The sequence below is a fragment of the Microbacterium sp. PI-1 genome (assembly GCF_004337555.1).
Classification (GTDB): domain Bacteria; phylum Actinomycetota; class Actinomycetes; order Actinomycetales; family Microbacteriaceae; genus Microbacterium; species Microbacterium aurugineum.
The window spans coordinates 1-16239 of record NZ_SJYZ01000042.1 but is presented as its reverse complement, the minus strand read 5'-3'; the positions used below and the strand labels follow the sequence as shown (position 1 = coordinate 16239).

General features: G+C 67.6%; 18 protein-coding genes. 8 read left to right on the top strand and 10 right to left on the bottom strand.

The window, feature by feature from the left end; genetic code table 11:
• Nucleotides 1-75: 75 nt before the first annotated feature.
• The 5 genes from thrC to E0W80_RS18530 form a co-directional block, all read right to left on the bottom strand.
• Nucleotides 76-1479, bottom strand: a complete 1404-nt coding sequence (thrC, locus tag E0W80_RS18550) for a threonine synthase (protein ID WP_131494490.1) — start codon at nucleotides 1477-1479, stop codon at nucleotides 76-78.
• 89 nt (nucleotides 1480-1568) lie between these two features.
• On the bottom strand, nucleotides 1569-2075 hold the full coding sequence (locus E0W80_RS18545) for a methylated-DNA--[protein]-cysteine S-methyltransferase (protein ID WP_131494489.1): 507 nt from the start codon (nucleotides 2073-2075) through the stop codon (nucleotides 1569-1571).
• A gap of 49 nt (nucleotides 2076-2124) precedes the next feature.
• Nucleotides 2125-2889: an rRNA adenine N(6)-methyltransferase family protein gene (locus E0W80_RS18540; protein ID WP_131494488.1), complete on the bottom strand. Its 765-nt coding sequence runs from the start codon at nucleotides 2887-2889 to the stop codon at nucleotides 2125-2127.
• A gap of 225 nt (nucleotides 2890-3114) precedes the next feature.
• On the bottom strand, nucleotides 3115-3717 hold the full coding sequence (locus tag E0W80_RS18535) for a response regulator transcription factor (RefSeq protein ID WP_131494487.1): 603 nt from the start codon (nucleotides 3715-3717) through the stop codon (nucleotides 3115-3117).
• Complete coding sequence (locus E0W80_RS18530) at nucleotides 3714-4913, bottom strand: histidine kinase (RefSeq protein WP_131494486.1); 1200 nt, start codon at nucleotides 4911-4913, stop codon at nucleotides 3714-3716. The genes E0W80_RS18535 and E0W80_RS18530 overlap by 4 nt, the downstream gene beginning before the upstream one ends.
• Before the next feature lie 155 nt (nucleotides 4914-5068).
• Here E0W80_RS18530 and E0W80_RS18525 point away from each other — a divergent pair, with 155 nt between their 5' ends.
• From E0W80_RS18525 to E0W80_RS18510, 4 genes are all read left to right on the top strand, one after another.
• Nucleotides 5069-5614, top strand: coding sequence for a small multidrug efflux protein (locus E0W80_RS18525; RefSeq protein ID WP_131494485.1), 546 nt, complete (start codon nucleotides 5069-5071; stop codon nucleotides 5612-5614).
• An 86-nt stretch (nucleotides 5615-5700) separates the two neighbouring features.
• On the top strand, nucleotides 5701-6036 hold the full coding sequence (locus tag E0W80_RS18520) for a metalloregulator ArsR/SmtB family transcription factor (RefSeq protein WP_134352982.1): 336 nt from the start codon (nucleotides 5701-5703) through the stop codon (nucleotides 6034-6036).
• Nucleotides 6036-6698 (top strand): cation transporter, encoded by a 663-nt coding sequence (locus tag E0W80_RS18515; protein ID WP_131494483.1) that lies wholly within the window; start codon nucleotides 6036-6038, stop codon nucleotides 6696-6698. Before E0W80_RS18520 ends, E0W80_RS18515 begins: the two co-directional genes overlap by 1 nt.
• 32 nt (nucleotides 6699-6730) lie before the next feature.
• The gene (locus E0W80_RS18510; protein WP_131494482.1) at nucleotides 6731-7633 is read left to right on the top strand and encodes an SDR family NAD(P)-dependent oxidoreductase; all 903 of its coding nucleotides are present in this window, start codon (nucleotides 6731-6733) and stop codon (nucleotides 7631-7633) included.
• Between the two features lie 22 nt (nucleotides 7634-7655).
• Here the strand turns inward: E0W80_RS18510 and E0W80_RS18505 are convergent, their stop codons facing one another.
• From E0W80_RS18505 to E0W80_RS18495, 3 genes are all read right to left on the bottom strand, one after another.
• The gene (locus E0W80_RS18505; protein WP_131494481.1) at nucleotides 7656-8939 is read right to left on the bottom strand and encodes a hemolysin family protein; all 1284 of its coding nucleotides are present in this window, start codon (nucleotides 8937-8939) and stop codon (nucleotides 7656-7658) included.
• Between the two features lie 94 nt (nucleotides 8940-9033).
• Nucleotides 9034-10050, bottom strand: coding sequence for a TerC family protein (locus tag E0W80_RS18500; RefSeq protein WP_131494480.1), 1017 nt, complete (start codon nucleotides 10048-10050; stop codon nucleotides 9034-9036).
• Between the two features lie 199 nt (nucleotides 10051-10249).
• A complete protein-coding gene (locus E0W80_RS18495; protein ID WP_240740588.1) occupies nucleotides 10250-10936 on the bottom strand; it encodes a GntR family transcriptional regulator in 687 nt (228 codons plus the stop codon).
• Between the two features lie 147 nt (nucleotides 10937-11083).
• On the opposite strand from E0W80_RS18495, the gene E0W80_RS18490 reads away from it, so the two are divergent.
• On the top strand, nucleotides 11084-11698 hold the full coding sequence (locus tag E0W80_RS18490; RefSeq protein ID WP_240740587.1) for an HAD family hydrolase: 615 nt from the start codon (nucleotides 11084-11086) through the stop codon (nucleotides 11696-11698).
• 125 nt (nucleotides 11699-11823) lie between these two features.
• Here the strand turns inward: E0W80_RS18490 and E0W80_RS18485 are convergent, their stop codons facing one another.
• The gene (locus E0W80_RS18485) at nucleotides 11824-12261 is read right to left on the bottom strand and encodes a hypothetical protein (RefSeq protein ID WP_131494479.1); all 438 of its coding nucleotides are present in this window, start codon (nucleotides 12259-12261) and stop codon (nucleotides 11824-11826) included.
• Between the two features lie 51 nt (nucleotides 12262-12312).
• Nucleotides 12313-12687, bottom strand: a complete 375-nt coding sequence (locus E0W80_RS18480) for a hypothetical protein (RefSeq protein WP_131494478.1) — start codon at nucleotides 12685-12687, stop codon at nucleotides 12313-12315.
• Between the two features lie 680 nt (nucleotides 12688-13367).
• Between E0W80_RS18480 and E0W80_RS18475 the strand changes: the two genes are divergently transcribed.
• Genes E0W80_RS18475 through E0W80_RS18465 form a run of 3 tightly spaced genes read left to right on the top strand, consistent with a single transcriptional unit; the run spans nucleotide 13368 to nucleotide 15844 of the window.
• Nucleotides 13368-13952, top strand: a complete 585-nt coding sequence (locus E0W80_RS18475) for an ATP-binding cassette domain-containing protein (protein WP_131494477.1) — start codon at nucleotides 13368-13370, stop codon at nucleotides 13950-13952.
• Nucleotides 13949-15238, top strand: a complete 1290-nt coding sequence (locus E0W80_RS18470; RefSeq protein WP_131494476.1) for an ABC transporter permease — start codon at nucleotides 13949-13951, stop codon at nucleotides 15236-15238. Before E0W80_RS18475 ends, E0W80_RS18470 begins: the two co-directional genes overlap by 4 nt.
• 3 nt (nucleotides 15239-15241) lie before the next feature.
• Nucleotides 15242-15844, top strand: coding sequence for a TetR/AcrR family transcriptional regulator (locus E0W80_RS18465; protein WP_131494475.1), 603 nt, complete (start codon nucleotides 15242-15244; stop codon nucleotides 15842-15844).
• Nucleotides 15845-16239: the final 395 nt, after the last annotated feature.

The window sequence follows — 16239 nt, the reverse complement described above, 5'->3', positions numbered from 1 at the left end:
CGGGGGTGTCGACGGGTGGAGGCGGAGGGGATGCGGGGACGCGGGAGGCGCGGATGTGCGGATGTGCGGGTGCGCTCAGCTCACAGCGTTCGCGGCGATGAACTCACGGAGTGCGTGCTCGTCGTCGGGCATCTCGGTCACGTGCTGCGGTGCGTCCAGCATCTCCTGCAGCTCGGGTGCGTAGCCGAGCTCCACTCCGAGCGCCTCGTGGATCGTCTCAGCGAACTTCTCGGGCTTCGCCGTCTCGAGCACGAGCATGGGAACACCGGGCTCGACGTGCTCTCGCGCGACCTTGACACCGTCGGCCGTGTGCGGGTCGATGACCTCTCCCGTCGTCTCGTACACCGAGCGGATCGTCGCCAACCGGTCCTCGTGCGTCGAGGTGCCGCTGACGATCCCGAACTCCTCGACGAAGCGCTCCTGCTCCGCGGAGAAGTCGAAGAAGCCGCTCTCGTCGAGCTCACGCCAGGCACCGACGACGCGCTCCGCGTCACGGCCGACCAGCTCGAAGATGAAACGCTCCAGGTTCGACGCCTTCGAGATGTCCATCGACGGACTGGAGGTCGCGAGCGTCTGGGCGGCGCTGCGCGGGCGGTAGACACCCGTGCGGAAGAACTCGTCCAGCACGTTGTTCTCATTCGCGGCGAGCACCAGGCGACGGATCGGCAAGCCCATCTGCTTCGCGAAGAACCCGGAGAGGATGTTGCCGAAGTTGCCCGACGGAACGGTGAACGACAGCTCGGTCCAGCCGCCTGCATCGGTCGCCCGCAGCCACGCCCAGAAGTAGTAGACCGTCTGCGCAGTGATGCGTGCCAGGTTGATGGAGTTCACGGCACCGAGGTGGTGGGCACGCTTGAAGTCGAGGTCGCCGGCGAGCTTCTTGACGAGGTTCTGACAGTCGTCGAAGACACCCTCGACGGCGATGTTGTGCACGTTCGCGTCGTCGAGGGAGAACATCTGCGCGCGCTGGAACGCGCTCATGCGCCCTTGCGGTGACAGCATGAACACCGCGACGCGCTCCTTGCCCCGCAGCGCGTGCTCGGCCGCCGACCCGGTGTCGCCCGAGGTCGCGCCGAGGATGTTGAGCACCGATCCCTTGCGCTCCAGCGTGTACTCGAGCACCTGGCCGAGGAACTGCATGGCCATGTCCTTGAACGCGAGCGTCGGCCCCTCGGAGAGCCCGACGAGGGTGAGTTCGTCATCGATCGCCCGCAGCGGCACGACGCCGTCAGGGAAGTCGGCGTACGCGGCGGCGGTCATCCGGGCCAGGTCTGCGCGAGGGATGTCGGTCGCGAACAGTCCGAGCACCTCTGTCGCGAGCTGTGGATAGGTCAGTGCCCGCCAGCGCTCGAGCGTCTCACCGTCGACGACCGGCATGGTCTCCGGCACCGCCAGCCCGCCATCGGGCGCGAGGCCCTCCAACAGCGTCTCGCTGAACGTCTGCGGCTGCATGCCGCCGCGGGTGGAGATGAACTGCACGTTGGCTCCTCGGCTCGGGACTCGGCACGTCCATTCTCGCAGGGTGTTCCCGGTCCGAGTGACGGGATGACGGACGCCACCCCTCGCCGTCAGAACAGGGAGCTCGGGAGCGCCCCCTCATGCTCCAGCAGCCAGCGCTTCGTCTCGAGGCCGTGCCCCTCTTCTCCGCCGGAATAGCCGCCCAGCCCATCGCCGGCGACGACGCGGTGACACGGCACGATCAGCGGAACCGGGTTCGCGCCCATGATCGAGCCGATCCCCCGGGCCGGCACGTCGGTGCCACTGCGCGCGGCGAGACCGCCGTACGTGATCGTCTCTCCGTGCGCCACGGTCTCATGGAGTGCGGTGAGGACAGCACGCGTGGCCTCGGTCTGCGGGCCGAGATCGACCGGCAGATCGAAGCGACGCAGTGTGCCGTCGAAGTAGGCCGCCAACTGTGCGAGCGCCTCGACCAGCAGGGGATCGGACCCGGTGTCGGGCACGACCACACCGCCGCCGGGCGGAGTGGTTCGCCACGTGACCCGGGTGACGGCCGCACCGTCGCTCACGACCCCGATGACGCCGACCGGGGTCGCGAGCGTGCCGAAGGCGGACATGCGTCGAGAGTACCTCCGCCGTCCGACAGCGGAGTCACGATCCCGTGCCTCATCCGCGGGAGACCTCACGCCAGAGCGCCGCCCAGTGCTCCGGACGCAGATCCCGCGGCCATCGACAGCTGGTCGCGTCGGCTGCCACCACGGCGCGCCGCGCGCGCGACATCGGAGCGCGAGTCGCCGCCGCCAGCACCGCGGGAAGCGTGGCCCCTCTCCCCGTGAACATCGCACGGACGAACGCCTCGTACCCCCGTCGGTCGGACACCGGAACGAGCGGTGAGGCCCGTCGCGTGATCGTGAGCACGCCCCCGTCGACGCTCGGTTGCGGGGAGAAGCCCCAGGCCGGGACCCTCCCCTCGAGGGAGAAGGCGAACCACGGAGCCGACTGCGCGGTCATCATGGTGCCGCCACCGACGCCCGCACGCTTGCGCGCCACCTCCCACTGAGTCAGCAGCACGGCCTCCCTCCACTCCTTCCGCGACAGAAGACGCCGGAGGATGGGGGTGGTCACGTGGAACGGGATGTTGCCGACGACCACGGCGGCAGCAAGGGGATGACGGGTCGCGTCCCCGAACTCGATGCGGACCCCGGGCAGGGCCGCGCGCAACCGCCGCACCCGGTGCTCGTCGATGTCGATAGCCGTGAGCGGTCGGCCGAGCCCCGCGAGTCGGCGCGTGAGGGCGCCATCGCCGCACCCCAATTCGAGGATCGGTCCGGACGTGCGGTCGACGAGAGCCGTGATCCGGGCGAGGGTCGGACGGTGGGTGAGGAAGTTCTGGCCGAGTTCGTGACGGCCGCCATGGGGTGAACGAGGCATGAGTGCGCTCCAGAAGACGAATCGGAGCACCTCGGAAGGAGGGAGGACGCGAAGAGGCGTCAGTGAGTTCTGCCCGTCCCGAGGTGCGATGACATCTCGGTGGACGGCGCGCAGATGCGTGCGGTGAGCGAGCGCGCCGTCAGGCGCGGCGGTCGCGGAACACGAGGGTGCGCCCCATCACGGGCGCGGCGCATATTGTTCCCATGCGTGCCAGCATATCGGCGCTCAGATCCAGCCGCGTTCCTCGGCGGTGAGCACAGCCTGCTGGCGGGTGTCGACGGCGAGTTTGCCGAGGATGACGGAGATGTGGTTGCGCACGGTGCCGGGCGCGAGAGCGAGAGCCCGCGCGATCTGACCGGTCGTCTCCCCGCGCCGCCCCGCGCGCAGCACATCGAGCTCGCGATCGGTGAGGGGCGAGCGCTCATCGCTCAGAGCGTCCGCCGCGATCTCCGGATCGACATAGCGGGCTCCTGCCGCGACACGGCGGATGACGGCGGCGACCTCGTCCGCACCCCGGGACTTGGGCAGGAAACCGGAGACGCCGGAGGCCAGGGCTCGCCGCAGCACCCCCGGACGCGCATGACGGGTGACCACCACGCAGCGCGTTGCGATCGCCCGGTGCAGTTTCTCGGCGACCTGCACCCCGTCCAGTCCGGGCATCTCCAGGTCCAGCAGACACACGTCGGGGTGCAGGCGCAGCGCCTCGGCGACGGCCTGCTCGCCGTCGGCGCACTCCGCGACGACGTCGATGTCGGCTTCGAGTCGCAGCAGTGCGGCGAGCGCAGAGCGGATCATCGCCTCGTCGTCGGCGAGCAGCACGCGGATCAACGCCCCTCCTCCGACTGCGACGGAACGGTCACGACGACCGCGAACTCGTCGGCATCGCGCCGCACCTCCAGAGAACCGTGCGCCTCCTCGATCCGTCGCCGAACCCCCTCGAGGCCGGATCCGTCGTGATCGAGCGGCGCGCCGGGCATCCTGTCGTTCGCGATCTCGTATCGCCAGGAATCACCGATCCGTGCCAGCTGCAGCCGCGCGCGACGGCCACCCCCGTGGCGCAGCACATTCGTCGTGGTCTCCCGGATCACCGGCCCCAGCGCAGTCCCCGGTGCGGCATCGGCATCCGGATCGATCACGGCCTCCACGGTGAGACCCGCTGCGGTCAGGAGATCCCGCGCGTTGGCGAGCTCATCGCCGAGCGGAACGGACCGGAAGCGGGTCGCGAGGTCTCTGGTCCCCTGCCGCGCCTCGTCGACACTGAGTCGCGCGGCCCGGAGCTGTTCCATCCCGGCCTCCGCATCGGTCGGCAGGAGCCGCTCCGCGAGTTCCAGCTGCAACGCGATGACCTGGAGATGATGCCCCTGCAGGTCGTGCACGTCGGTCGCCACCCGCAGGCGCTCCTGCGTCGCGGCGAGCTTGGCCTCGGAAGCGCGGGCCCGGTCGAGCGTGACCAGGACATCCCACCACCAGAGCGAGCTCACGGTCATCGCCGGCAGCAGGACGGCATACACAGCGGGCAGCCAGAACGGGAGGCCCGTGTCGAGGCCTCTCGCGGTCGAGTCGACCACCGTCAGGGCCACGAGCAGCAGGGTCGCCGTCGCGGCCACGCGCATTCGGATTCCGCGCGGCCATCGCAGGAGCACGAAGAACTGCGCGACCGGCATGGCAGCGAGCGCCCAGCTCCCGACCGCCGACCCCGCCACCAATCCGTATGCGACCGCAACCAGGAAGGGCACGGCCAGGCGCCCCCAGGCGATGCCGGGACCCGCGTCGATACGGCTGCGGTAATCGGCGAGCAGCAGCATGGTCGACGCACACCAGAGCACGCCACCGATCGCGACGACGAGGATCGCGCCGCCGCGCAGATCGACGGCGGCGGTGATGCCGGTCCACGCGACGACCAGCATCAGCTCGAAGAACACCACGGCGCTCGCGGTGTACCACCAGGTGGCGGTGATGCCCCGGGCGAGCTGGCGCGAGCCGGGCGTCGGATCGGCGACGGGGAGGGGCGGGACGGAACTCACGCTCCCACGATAGAGGCGTGACACATGTCACGGGATCACCGTGCGAACCGCAGGGGAACAGGTGACGAGCCGACACTGCCGCCACGGCTGCTCCTCGGCTGGACTGGAGTCATCGCAGCGGAGACGCCGCTCGCACCGACAGCAGGGAGCACCCTATGAACCTCATCGAGACCTTCCAGAACCTGGTCGCCCAGGTCCCCGAGCTCGTGCAGCCGCTCATCGTCGCCCTCGCCGGCGCGATCCCGTTCATCGAGGGCGAGGGCGCGGTGAGCATCGGGATCCTCGGCGGCATCCCTCCGGTGGTCGCGGCGATCGCCGCGATGGTCGGCAACTTCCTGTGCGTCGCGGTGCTGGTGCTGGCGAGCTCCGGTGCGCGTCAGGCGGTCGTGAACCGCTCGCGTGCCAGGAACGCTGTCCTCGCCGGCGGCGGCACGACGGAAACGGCACCGGCAGCGGAAGCCGTCGACTCCGGGCGCGGTTCCGCCCGGAAGGAGAAGTTCCAGCGCGCCTTCGAACGCTACGGCGTACCCGGCGTCAGCCTGCTCGGCCCGCTCCTGCTGCCGACGCAGTTCACCGCGACGATGCTCGCCGCCTCCGGCATCGGGAAGGCGCGCATCCTCTTCTGGCAGGCCATCGCCATCATCGGCTGGACGACCGTCGTCGCCGTGATCATCGGCAGCGCGGTGTACGCGATCCGCTGATCGTCCGGGGGCGCGAGACGTCGTCGCGCCCCCTCTCGTTTAATACATGAGTACATGAATTCACGGTTTTCTGTATGATCGAGTGCGTGACGACCGCTCTCGCATCGCTGACCCACACATCCGCCGTCGCTCGCCTGGGACACGCACTCTCCGACCCGACCCGCGCCGGCGTGCTCCTCGCTCTGCGCGAAGCCCCCGGCTACCCCGCTGATCTGGCCGAAGCCCTCGGCGTCTCCCGCCAGGCCCTGTCGAACCACCTCGCCTGTCTCCGCGGCTGTGGGCTCGTCGAGAGCGTGCCCGATGGCCGTCGCAGCAGCTATCGTCTCGCCGACCGTCACCTCGCACCGGCCCTCGACATGCTCCTGCGGGTCACCCTCATCGTCGAACCGGACTGCTGTTCGGGTGAAGGATGCACCTGCTGATGTCGTCGACGCTCACCGACGCGCGTCGGGAGACCCTGCATCGTCGCATCCGCCTCCTCGTCGGCGTCACGATCGGCTACAACGTGGTCGAGGCGATCATCGCGATCACGGCGGGGACGGTCGCATCGTCCGCGGCTCTCATCGGCTTCGGGCTGGACTCGACGATCGAGGTGCTGTCCGCGGCCGCCGTCGCCTGGCAGTTCACCCGCCGCGATCCGGAGCGCTGGGAGAAACCCACCTTGCGCGTGATCGCCGTGGCGTTCTTCGCCCTCGCCGCCTATGTCACCGCGACCTCCGTGACCGCACTGGTCACGGCCGAGCGTCCGGAGCACAGCACGATCGGCATCATCCTCACGGCGGTCAGCGTCGCGGTCATGCCGTTCCTGTCGTTCGCCGAACGTCGCGCGGGCCGGGAGCTCGGATCGGCGACGGCGGTCGCGGACTCGAAGCAGACTCTCATCTGCACGTACCTCTCCGCCGCCGTGCTGATCGGCTTGGTCGTCAACTCGCTGCTGGGGTGGTGGTGGGCCGATGCCGTCGCCGGACTCGTGATCGCCGCCTTCGCCGTGCGCGAGGGCATCGAGGCCTGGAAGGGCGACGCCTGCGCCACCTCGATCGGAATGCTCCTCGAGAACGAGGACGACCACGACCACGGCCACTGACCGTCGGCGCGCACAGCGCCTAAGTTAGGGAGATGGATGCCGCTCCTCTCACGCCTGCCGGAGACCTGCGCGGACGCACGGTGCTGGTCACCGGGGCGAACGCGGGCATCGGCTACTGGTGCGCCGAGCAGCTGGCCGCTCGCGGAGCCCGCGTGTTGTTGGGCTGCCGCTCATCGGAGCGCGCGCAGACGGCGGCCTCGGCGATCCGGAGCCGCGTGCCGGATGCCGAGCTGCACGTGCTGGCGCTCGACCTCGGCTCGCTCGACAGCATCACTCACGCCGCTGCGGAGGTGGGCGAGCGGATCGATGTGGTGATCTGCAACGCGGGGGTGAAGGCGGCCGACCCTGCGGCGCGTACGAGCGACGGCTTCGACCTCATGGTGGGCACCAACTTCCTCGGCCACTTCGCCCTCGTGGCGCAGCTCGAACCGCTCTTCACACCGGATGCCCGCGTGGTCGCGGTGGGCTCGATCGCACACCGTTTCGCGCGGCTCGACCCCGCGACCCTCGACGCCCCGTGGAGCGGTTCCTCGCTCCGCCAGTACGGACGCTCGAAGGCCCTGTTGATGGCCTTCGCTTTCGAGCTCGCACGGCGTTGGTCGGACTCTTCGCGGTCGGCGGTCGTCGCGCACCCGGGCTATGCCGTCGACCCGCTCACTCCCCCGCGCCCCGGCCTCGCCCACGTCTCCGGTTTCCTCCGCGCCCTGACGGCGCCCACTCGGATGCTCGTGCAGGGCAAGGACGGCGGAGCGCTGCCCATCGTGCACGCGGCGACCTCCGCGGAGGTGGTGAACGGCGACTACTGGGGACCGGGTGGACTGCTCGAGTTCCGTGGGGCACCACGACGAGTGACAGCCTCGGACGAGGTCCGCTCCCCCACGACCGGAGCCGCGGTGTGGGCGGCCGCCGAGCGGCTCACCGGCGTGCGCCCCTGACGAGAAGGCTCACCCGTCGGCATCAGTCCTCGACGGGCTCCGGGCTCTCCTGCGGTGTGACCCGCACACGGGAGATGCGACGACGATCCAGGGCCATGACCTGAATCGAGGCACCGGGCACCTCGACCGTGTCGCCGACGACCGCGAGGCGACCCAACTGCTCGGTCACGAAACCTGCGATCGTGTCGGACGAGCCCCGCGGCATCGCCAGCCCGGTCGCCTCCTCGAAGTCCTGCAGGTTGAGCCGCCCGTCGAGTCCCTCTTCCGCGGAGAAGTACTCCTCGGCGTCGTACTCGTCGAAGATCTCGCCGACGACCTCCTCGACGAGGTCCTCCAACGTGACGAGACCGTCCGTGCCGCCGTACTCGTCGACGACGACCGCGATGTGGTGCCCTTCGGCCCGCATCCGCGTCAGCGTGGGCAGGACGCGCGCGCTGGAGGGGATGTACGGGATGTCGCGGACGAGCGCACGGAGCGGACGCGCTGGGTCGTCGGACGACGCCTCGAACAGGTCCCGTACGTGGACGAACCCCGCGATGTCGTCGATGGACGTGTTCGAGACGGGGTAGCGCGAATACGGGAGGTCCCGCACCTGGGCCAGCACATCACCGACGTTGGCATCTTCGTCGAGGGCCACGACCTCCGGCCGCGGTCGCATGACCTCGCTGACCTGGCGTCCCCGCAAGGACAGCACATCGTCGAGGATGCGGCGTTCGTCTTCGGGCAGACCCTGGTGGCTCGCGACGATGTCGCGCACCTCCTCGTCGGTCATCTCGTCGCCCATCTTCCGGGGGTCACCGCCGAGCAGTCGCACGAGCGCGTCGGTCGACACGGAGAGCAGCCAGATCACCGGACGCATGATCACCGCGAACCCGTTGAGAGCGGGGGCCACGGCGTATGCGAACTGGGCGTTGCGCTGGATCGCGAGCCGCTTGGGCACGAGTTCTCCGAGCACGAGCGACAGGTAGGCGATCACGAGGGTGAGGATGACGGTCGCGATCGTGAGGGCGAGTGCGGGGGCGAGGCCCCATGACTCCAGCAACGGCGCCAAGGACGGTGCGATCGATGTGGCGCCGTACGCGGCCGAGGCGAAGCCCGCGACCGTCACGCCGATCTGCACAGCCGAGAGGAAGGTGTTGGGGTTGCGGGCGAGTGCCGCGACCTTCGCCCCACGGCGGCCCCGTTGCCCGATCGCGTTGATCTGGCTCTCGCGGAGCGTGACCAGGGCCATCTCCGTCGCAGCGAAGACACCGCCGATCAGCACGAACGCGAAGACGAGGGCGATGTTCCAGAGCAGGTCGCCCATCAGCGGGCCACCTCGTCTGTGGTGGGATGAGCGCCCGGGATGAACCGGGCGCTCGTACTGTCAGAGTCCGAAGAGTCAGAACAGCGCTGCGCGCTCAAGAGTGCTCCTTGTGAGTAGGGGTGGTGTCGGTGGAAGAGGTGACCTCGCCGGGCGCGCGACGGGTCTTGAGGAGGCTCGCGGCGGTGGCCACCGCGATGGTCGCGCCGATGAACAGCAGGGAGAACCAGATCGGGATCTCCGGCGCCCACTCGACGCCCTGGCCGCCGTTGATGAACGGCAGCTCGTTGACGTGCAGCGCGTGCAGGACGAGCTTGACGCCGATGAATCCGAGGATGACGGCGAGGCCCTGAGCCAGGTACACGAGACGCTCCAGCAGTCCTCCGATGAGGAAGTACAGCTGGCGCAGACCCATGAGCGCGAAGGCATTCGCCGTGAAGACGATGTAGGCCTGGTCGGTGAGACCGTAGATCGCGGGGATCGAGTCGACGGCGAACACGAGGTCGATGAACCCGATGGCGATGATCGTGAGCAGCATCGGCGTGACGAAGCGCTTGCCGTTCTTCACGACCGTGAGCCGGTCGCCGTTGTACTCGTCGCTGACGGGCAGATGACGGCGGACGAACGTCATGAACCGTCCGTTCGCGGGGTTGCTCTCATGGTTGCTGAACGCCTGGCGATACGCGAGCACGAGGAGCAGGGCGCCGAACAGGTAGAAGATCCACGAGAAGTTCTCGATGAGCGTCGCGCCGATGGCGATGAAGATCCCTCGCAGGATCAGCGCGATCACGATGCCGATCATCAGCACCTTCTGCTGGTACTTCTTCGGCACGGCGAAGCCGGTCATCACGATCAGGAAGACGAAGAGGTTGTCGATCGACAGCGCCTTCTCGGTGAGGTAGCCGGCGAAGTACTCGCCGCCGAACGTCCAGCCGGAGAAGACGCCGATCCCGACGCCGAACAGCAGCGCGAGGCTGATGTAGAAGATCGACCAGCGCGCCGACTCCGCGATCGTCGGCTCGTGCGGGGTGCGAACGTGGGAGAAGAACTCGTACACGAAGAAAGCGATCGTGATCGCGATCGTGATGATCCAGATCAGCGGGGTGATATCCAAATGAGGGCTCCAGACTCGGGGTACGACCGTACCGCCAAAGTCTTCTCCATTCCGTGAAACAGGAACCGGTGGCCCGGGATGCGACGTGCATCCGTAATGACGATCCCACCGTGTCGGAGTACTCCCCTTGGGAGATCCCAGAGTACGAGGACACCCTTTGGGGTTCCTGTGGATTGGCCGGGAATGCGGCGGGGTGAGGCTACTCCGGGTCGGAGCGGACGAGACCCCGTTCTTCCGCGCGGTCGATCATGCCGCTGAGCACATCGTCGAAGAGAGTCACGAGCACGCTTCTGGTCTCCACCACGTCACGCTCGATCAGCGCCACGCGAAGTGCTTTGACGCACGCCGAGACGGCCTCCGCGTCGAAGGCATCACGAGCGTGCTGAGCGAATCGGCGGATCTGGGGGTCGAGACGCTCGATGGCAACTGCGCGCGCAGCGTTGCCTTCGATGCGAGCGAACCCGGTCGCGAGGGAGCGGAGCGCGATACCGAAGCCGGCCACGTCGCGCACGTGGGCGGCCGCGACCACCTCGTCCGCGAGCGCGGTCAGGTGCGCGAGGTCATCGGCCTCGATCACCGCCTTCGCATGACGGAGGGAACCGATCCAGATGTCACCGAAGAGGTCGACGGCGTCGCGGACTCCTTCGAGATCGATCGGGGCCACCCGCGTGTAGCGGTTGCGCTGCATCTCGACGAGGCCGTGATCGGCCAGACGGTCGAGCGCGTGGCGGATCGGAGTCTTCGACGTGCCCAGGCGCTCGGCGAGGTCATAGTCGCGCAGACGTTCGCCCGGGGGCAGTTCACCCGAGATGATCGCGTCCTGCAAGCGGGCGTAGGCCTCGTCGCTCATGGACTTGCGCTCGAGCGGTCCACCCGACAGTGCCACATGTCCTCCAGCGAGAGAGAAAGAACGTAGAACCTGACGTTCTACCCGCTGTGCAATATATCGCATTGCTTTGTGCCGGTCAGGCGGAGATTCGATATCCCACACACCTGCGGTGGACGAGGAAAGCGCCCAGGATAGGGTGCCGGGATGAAGTGGATCCTCTACGACATCGGCGGCGTCCTCGAGCTCGTCGACGATGACCGTTGGCCGCAGATGTTGGAGAAGAGTTGGAGCGTCCGCCTCGGGCTAACGGTCGAAGCGCTGCGCGCTCGTCTCGATGCCGCCGACCTCCCGGACACGACGCTGCAGGCGGGCGTCGAAGGCGAGTTCTGGCAGAAGTTCGCCGCCGCGCTGGCACTCGATGACGCGGAAGTCGCGGCCATGCGAGCCCAGTTGTGGGACGCATACTGCGGCGAGGCGAATGTCGAGCTCCTCGAGCATGCGCGCTCGCCGCGCGGACGCGCCGGCCTCGCCATCCTCTCCAACTCCGGCGATGGAGCGCGCGAGGAAGAAGAACGACGTTTCCAGCTCTCGTCCCTCTTCGATCCGATCTGTTACAGCCACGAGCAGGGGGTGGCGAAGCCGGACGCCGGCGCGTACCTCACCGCCCTCGGACGGATGGGAGCGCGTGCGGAGGACGTCCTCTTCATCGATGACAACGACGCCCCGGCGCGGGGAGCAGAGAGTTGCGGGATCCGCGCGGTTCTCCACCGCGACAACGCCACGACGATCGCAGCGATCGAACGGTTCTTGGCGAACTGAACTGCAACTTCAATGTTGCACCCCCGTGGCACCTCGGTATCGAGATGAGATCGAAGACCTCGGCCCCGGATTCGACGGCTTCTGGATCTCGTCCGGTCTCGCGGGAGCGTCGTGAGCGTGGAATTCTACGGAATCCACTCCGTGGACCAGTAGTCGACGATGAGGTTCAGGACACTGCCCGCCGGTCGCGCCGACACCCAGACGGTGCGAGGGTCCCAGAAAGTGCCGGGTATCGACATCTGCGGGGTGGCGCCCATCTCTTCTGCGAGCGCCTGCGGGGACTGTCCCGCGGGAGGTCGCACGGTGAAGGTCACCGAGCATCCGCCGCTTCCACAGCCGATGCTGTCGCCGAGTACCTCCGCCCCCTCCGGCAGCGGAACCGACGACGCCGGCGGGACGTCCCCTTCCGTCGCCATCATGGTCAGCCAGGCGACGCGTCCGCCGTAGAACAATGCCAGCAGCGCTGCCGCGATGATGAGCGCGGTCCACATCACCCGTCGCCGCTTGGCCGCTCTCTGTTTCGCGACCCACGCGGCTTGGTCGAAGGGCGTAGCGGTGTCCACGCTGTGAGCCTAGTAGCCGGCCCACGGAGCCGACTCCGAAATATGACCGCGTCAGGAGAAGAGTTGGCGGAGGGCGTTGAGGTCGCCGGAGTCGACGACCTTCTGGACGGCGGCGACGGTTTCCTGGCTGGTGAACATAGCCTTCAGGGTGCCGTTCCAGATCTTCCGCACGGTGTCCACATCACCGGCGTCAACGGCCGCGCCGGCAGACTCAATCGCCTGCTGGTAAGGAATCTGCGGGAACCCGGCAGGCGCATCCCAAGGGTTGTAGTACGGCACCCAAGGGAGGTCGGGGTCGGGCGTGAGCCAAAGCACCTGGCCGGGGTGAATGTCGCGCCTGTGGTTCATCGAGGCAAGAGCTGAGTACGCGCAGAGTCGTTCAGCGACCACCGCCTCGACGCCTCCAGGCTGAACGGTATAGGTCACGGGAGTGCCGTCCCCATCGACTGTCACCTCGCCCCGCGCGAACTCACGTGGGCCCAGATCTCGGAGAGTCCCCCGCCGTTCCCAATACAGACCGCCGCCGTCTCCGTAGACCTCCGACATGCCGAAGCAGGATTCCGGCTCGGTCGATCCCGGCGTCGGCATAGCCCCGGTACTTGGGTCGCCGACAGCCGTGGGAGCGGATGACTTAGATGTCTGATCTGCCGCTGGCACTGTGGCGGTGCACCCGGCCAGCGCGGCTGCAGCCAAGGCGAGTGCGGCGAGTACAGGCGCGAGCTTGTGTGTGCCGGACATGACGCCATACTGACAGACCGGTTCAAGCTTCTCGACGTCGACCGGGGCGGGCAGCGGACGCCCCGCCGATTACCTCCGTAGATCGACGGTTCTGAAGGACGTTAGTTGGTGCCCATCTGGCCCGTTCGGCGGCGTCGTGCCAGAAACGATCCTTTCCGGCCGCCCGGAAGGTATGTGCAAGTTCCACCTGATGAGCTCGCCTCGTTATGGCAGTAACTGTAGAAAGTTGCTACAGTTACTGCCATGAACAGTGAGCAAGAGTCCTCTCCCCTCCTGGAGGCGCGTGGGCTGTCCAAGTGGTACGGGAAGGGCGAAGGGCGGTTCCGGGCCCTCGACGACGTCACGGTGCGGATCCGCAAGGCGAGTCCGTGGCGATCGTCGGGAAGAGCGGGTCGGGCAAGTCGACGCTGATGCATCTGCTCGCCCTCCTGGACGCGCCGGACGAGGGCGCCGTGATCGTCGAGGGGCGCGACGCCTCCGGGCTGCGGCCGCGGGAGGTGAACGAGCTGCGCAACCGTCAGTTCGGGTTCGTGTTCCAGCAGTTCTTCCTCACCGCGAACACGTCCGTTCTGGATAACGTGACTCTGCCGCTGAAGATTGCCGGTGTCTCTGGGCGCGAGCGTCGCGCCCGCGGCCTTGCGGCGTTGCAGAAGTTCGGCCTGAAGGACAAGGCCAAGAATCGGGCAAGCGATCTTTCCGGTGGACAGAAGCAGCGCGTGGTCCTCACTCGCGCGCTGGTCGGTGAGCCAGCGGTGATCTTCGCGGACGAGCCCACTGGCAACCTGGACTCGGCGACGGGGAGCCTGGTGGAGGAGGAGCTGTTCCAGCTGAATCGGGAGCGGGGGATCACTCTCGTGCTCGTCACGCACGACGAGGATCTCGCCGCTCGGTGCGACCGCCAGATCCTCGTTCGGGACGGCCGCATCGTCGACACGGCGGAGGTGGCGGCATGAAGACTACCGATCTGATCCGGACCGCGTTCGCGAACACGTTCCGAAGCAAGCTGCGCACGACCCTCACCGTCCTCGCGCTGTTCATCGGCGCGTTCACCCTCACTCTCACGACGGCCCTCGGGGCCGGAGTGTCGGACTACGTCACCAAGCAAGTCGCGTCTCTCGGCGCGAACGACGTGTTCCTCGTGTCCAAGGACTCGAGCGCGACCGCTACCGACAGCGGTCCGCAAAAGTACGACCCCGCGACCTCCAGCCCCGGAACGGGCACCGGCAATCCGCTGACTGGCTCCACAAGTGCTTTGTCGGACTCCGACATCAGGACACTCTCTGAGATCGGTGGTCTCCGGGACGTGGAACCCGTGTCGACAGTCGCCATCGACTACGTGGAGGCCGATGGCAGCGACAGGTACCAGTTCACGATCGCGCCAACCTCTTCGATCGCCCAGGCCGACCTCACCGCGGGCGATCAGCTGGACTCGTCGAGCTCCGAGTATCAGGTGATCCTGCCCGAGGACTATGTCGATCCCCTCGACCTGGGCAGCAACGAAGAGGCGGTGGGCGCCACCCTTACGCTCGGATTCACCGACGTCACCGGAACACAGCACGCCGAGACCGCCACCGTCGTGGGTGTCTCGAACACGAGCCTGCTCAGCGCGGGAGCGGGCGCGAACTCGGCGCTGGTTGCCGCGATCGCCCAGGAGCAGAAAGCTGGCTCCAGCGCTCCCGACCGCTACCAGGTGGCCGTGGCCTACTTCGACGCGGACGCCACTGATGCTCAGATCGCGCAGCTGAAAGACAGGATCACCGAGGCCGGGATGTCGGCCCAGACCATCGAAGATCAACTCGGAGTCGTGCAGACGATCATCACCGGGATCACGGGCGTGCTGAACGCCTTCGCGATTATCGCGCTCCTTGCCGCCGCCTTCGGCATCGTGAACACGCTCCTGATGAGCGTGCAGGAACGAACAAGAGAGATCGGCCTGATGAAGGCGATGGGAATGGGCAGCGGCCGCATCTTCACCCTCTTCAGCCTCGAAGCCGCCGTGATCGGCTTCCTCGGCAGCGCGCTCGGCGTGGTCGTTGCGATCGCTGTCGGGCTGCCACTCAACGGCACACTCGCCAGCGGGCCTCTCTCGGGGCTCTCGGGCCTGACCGTCCTGCTCTTCCAGCCCAGCGGGATCATCGGCGTCATCGCACTCATCGTCATCATCGCCTTCCTCGCCGGAACACTTCCCGCGCGACGAGCGGCGAAGAAGAACCCGATCGACGCCCTGCGGTACGAATAGAGGATGAGCGAAACGATGAGCGCGCGCGGGAACAGCAACGCGAGAGGACGAGCCACCGCGCGCGCCATCGAGTCCGCCGCGGTGCGCCTCGCCACAGAGCACGGCGTAGCGGCAGTGACCGTCGATCAGATCTGCGCGGAAGCCGGCATCGCTCAGCGCACGTTCTTCAACCACTTCGACACGAAGGAAGACGCACTTCTCGGCAAGGATCTCCCCCAGGTCGACGAGCAGCGCACCCGTGAATACCTGAGCTCCACCACTGTCGGTGTGCTCGCCGGCGCCCTCAACCTCGTGCGACTCCCGACACCCGGGGACAGCGACCACGAACTCCTCCTCGCCCGGATCGCTCTCCTCTCGACATCACCCGCTCTCGCCGAACGTCAGGCGCTCCGGCTGCGCCCCCTCGCCGACGAGGTGCAGAGCATCATCACGCTCAAACTCACCGACATCGCGCCCGACCGCACCCGAGAAGAACTCCACACGTCCGCCACACTGATCACGCAGATCGCCTCCGGGCTCATGCTCACGTCCGCCCTCCCCCGCCCCGACCAACCGCTCGCCCCGTCGATCCAGGACCTCGCCTGGGTCTGGCCCCGACTGCTCTAGGCCCGACGCGCCACTTCTGGCCCCGCTGACCAACGAAGGAATGAGCACTAGCCGACCACGTCGAATCCGTCTGCCGAAAGCGGGTTCTGGTGATCCGTTCCGGCAGCCCATCACAAGCCTGACAGCGCACACCGCCGTAAACGATCGTTTCCGGCGGGGTCGATGACCCTGCCGAAAATCACAGGTCCGACACCTCTCGTGAGCATCAGACACGTTTCGTGAGTCGTTCCGCCAACTACGCGAGAATCCGCCACCTTTCGTGAGAAGGTGTCCGATCTCACGAAACTTGTCGGTTGGTGAGACGGAGCACCCCCGGAAAGACGGGTGAGTGGTGCGCTGCGGAAACTGCCGGTTGTCTCACGAAACTTGTCGGAAATCGCGGCCGCTTTCACATT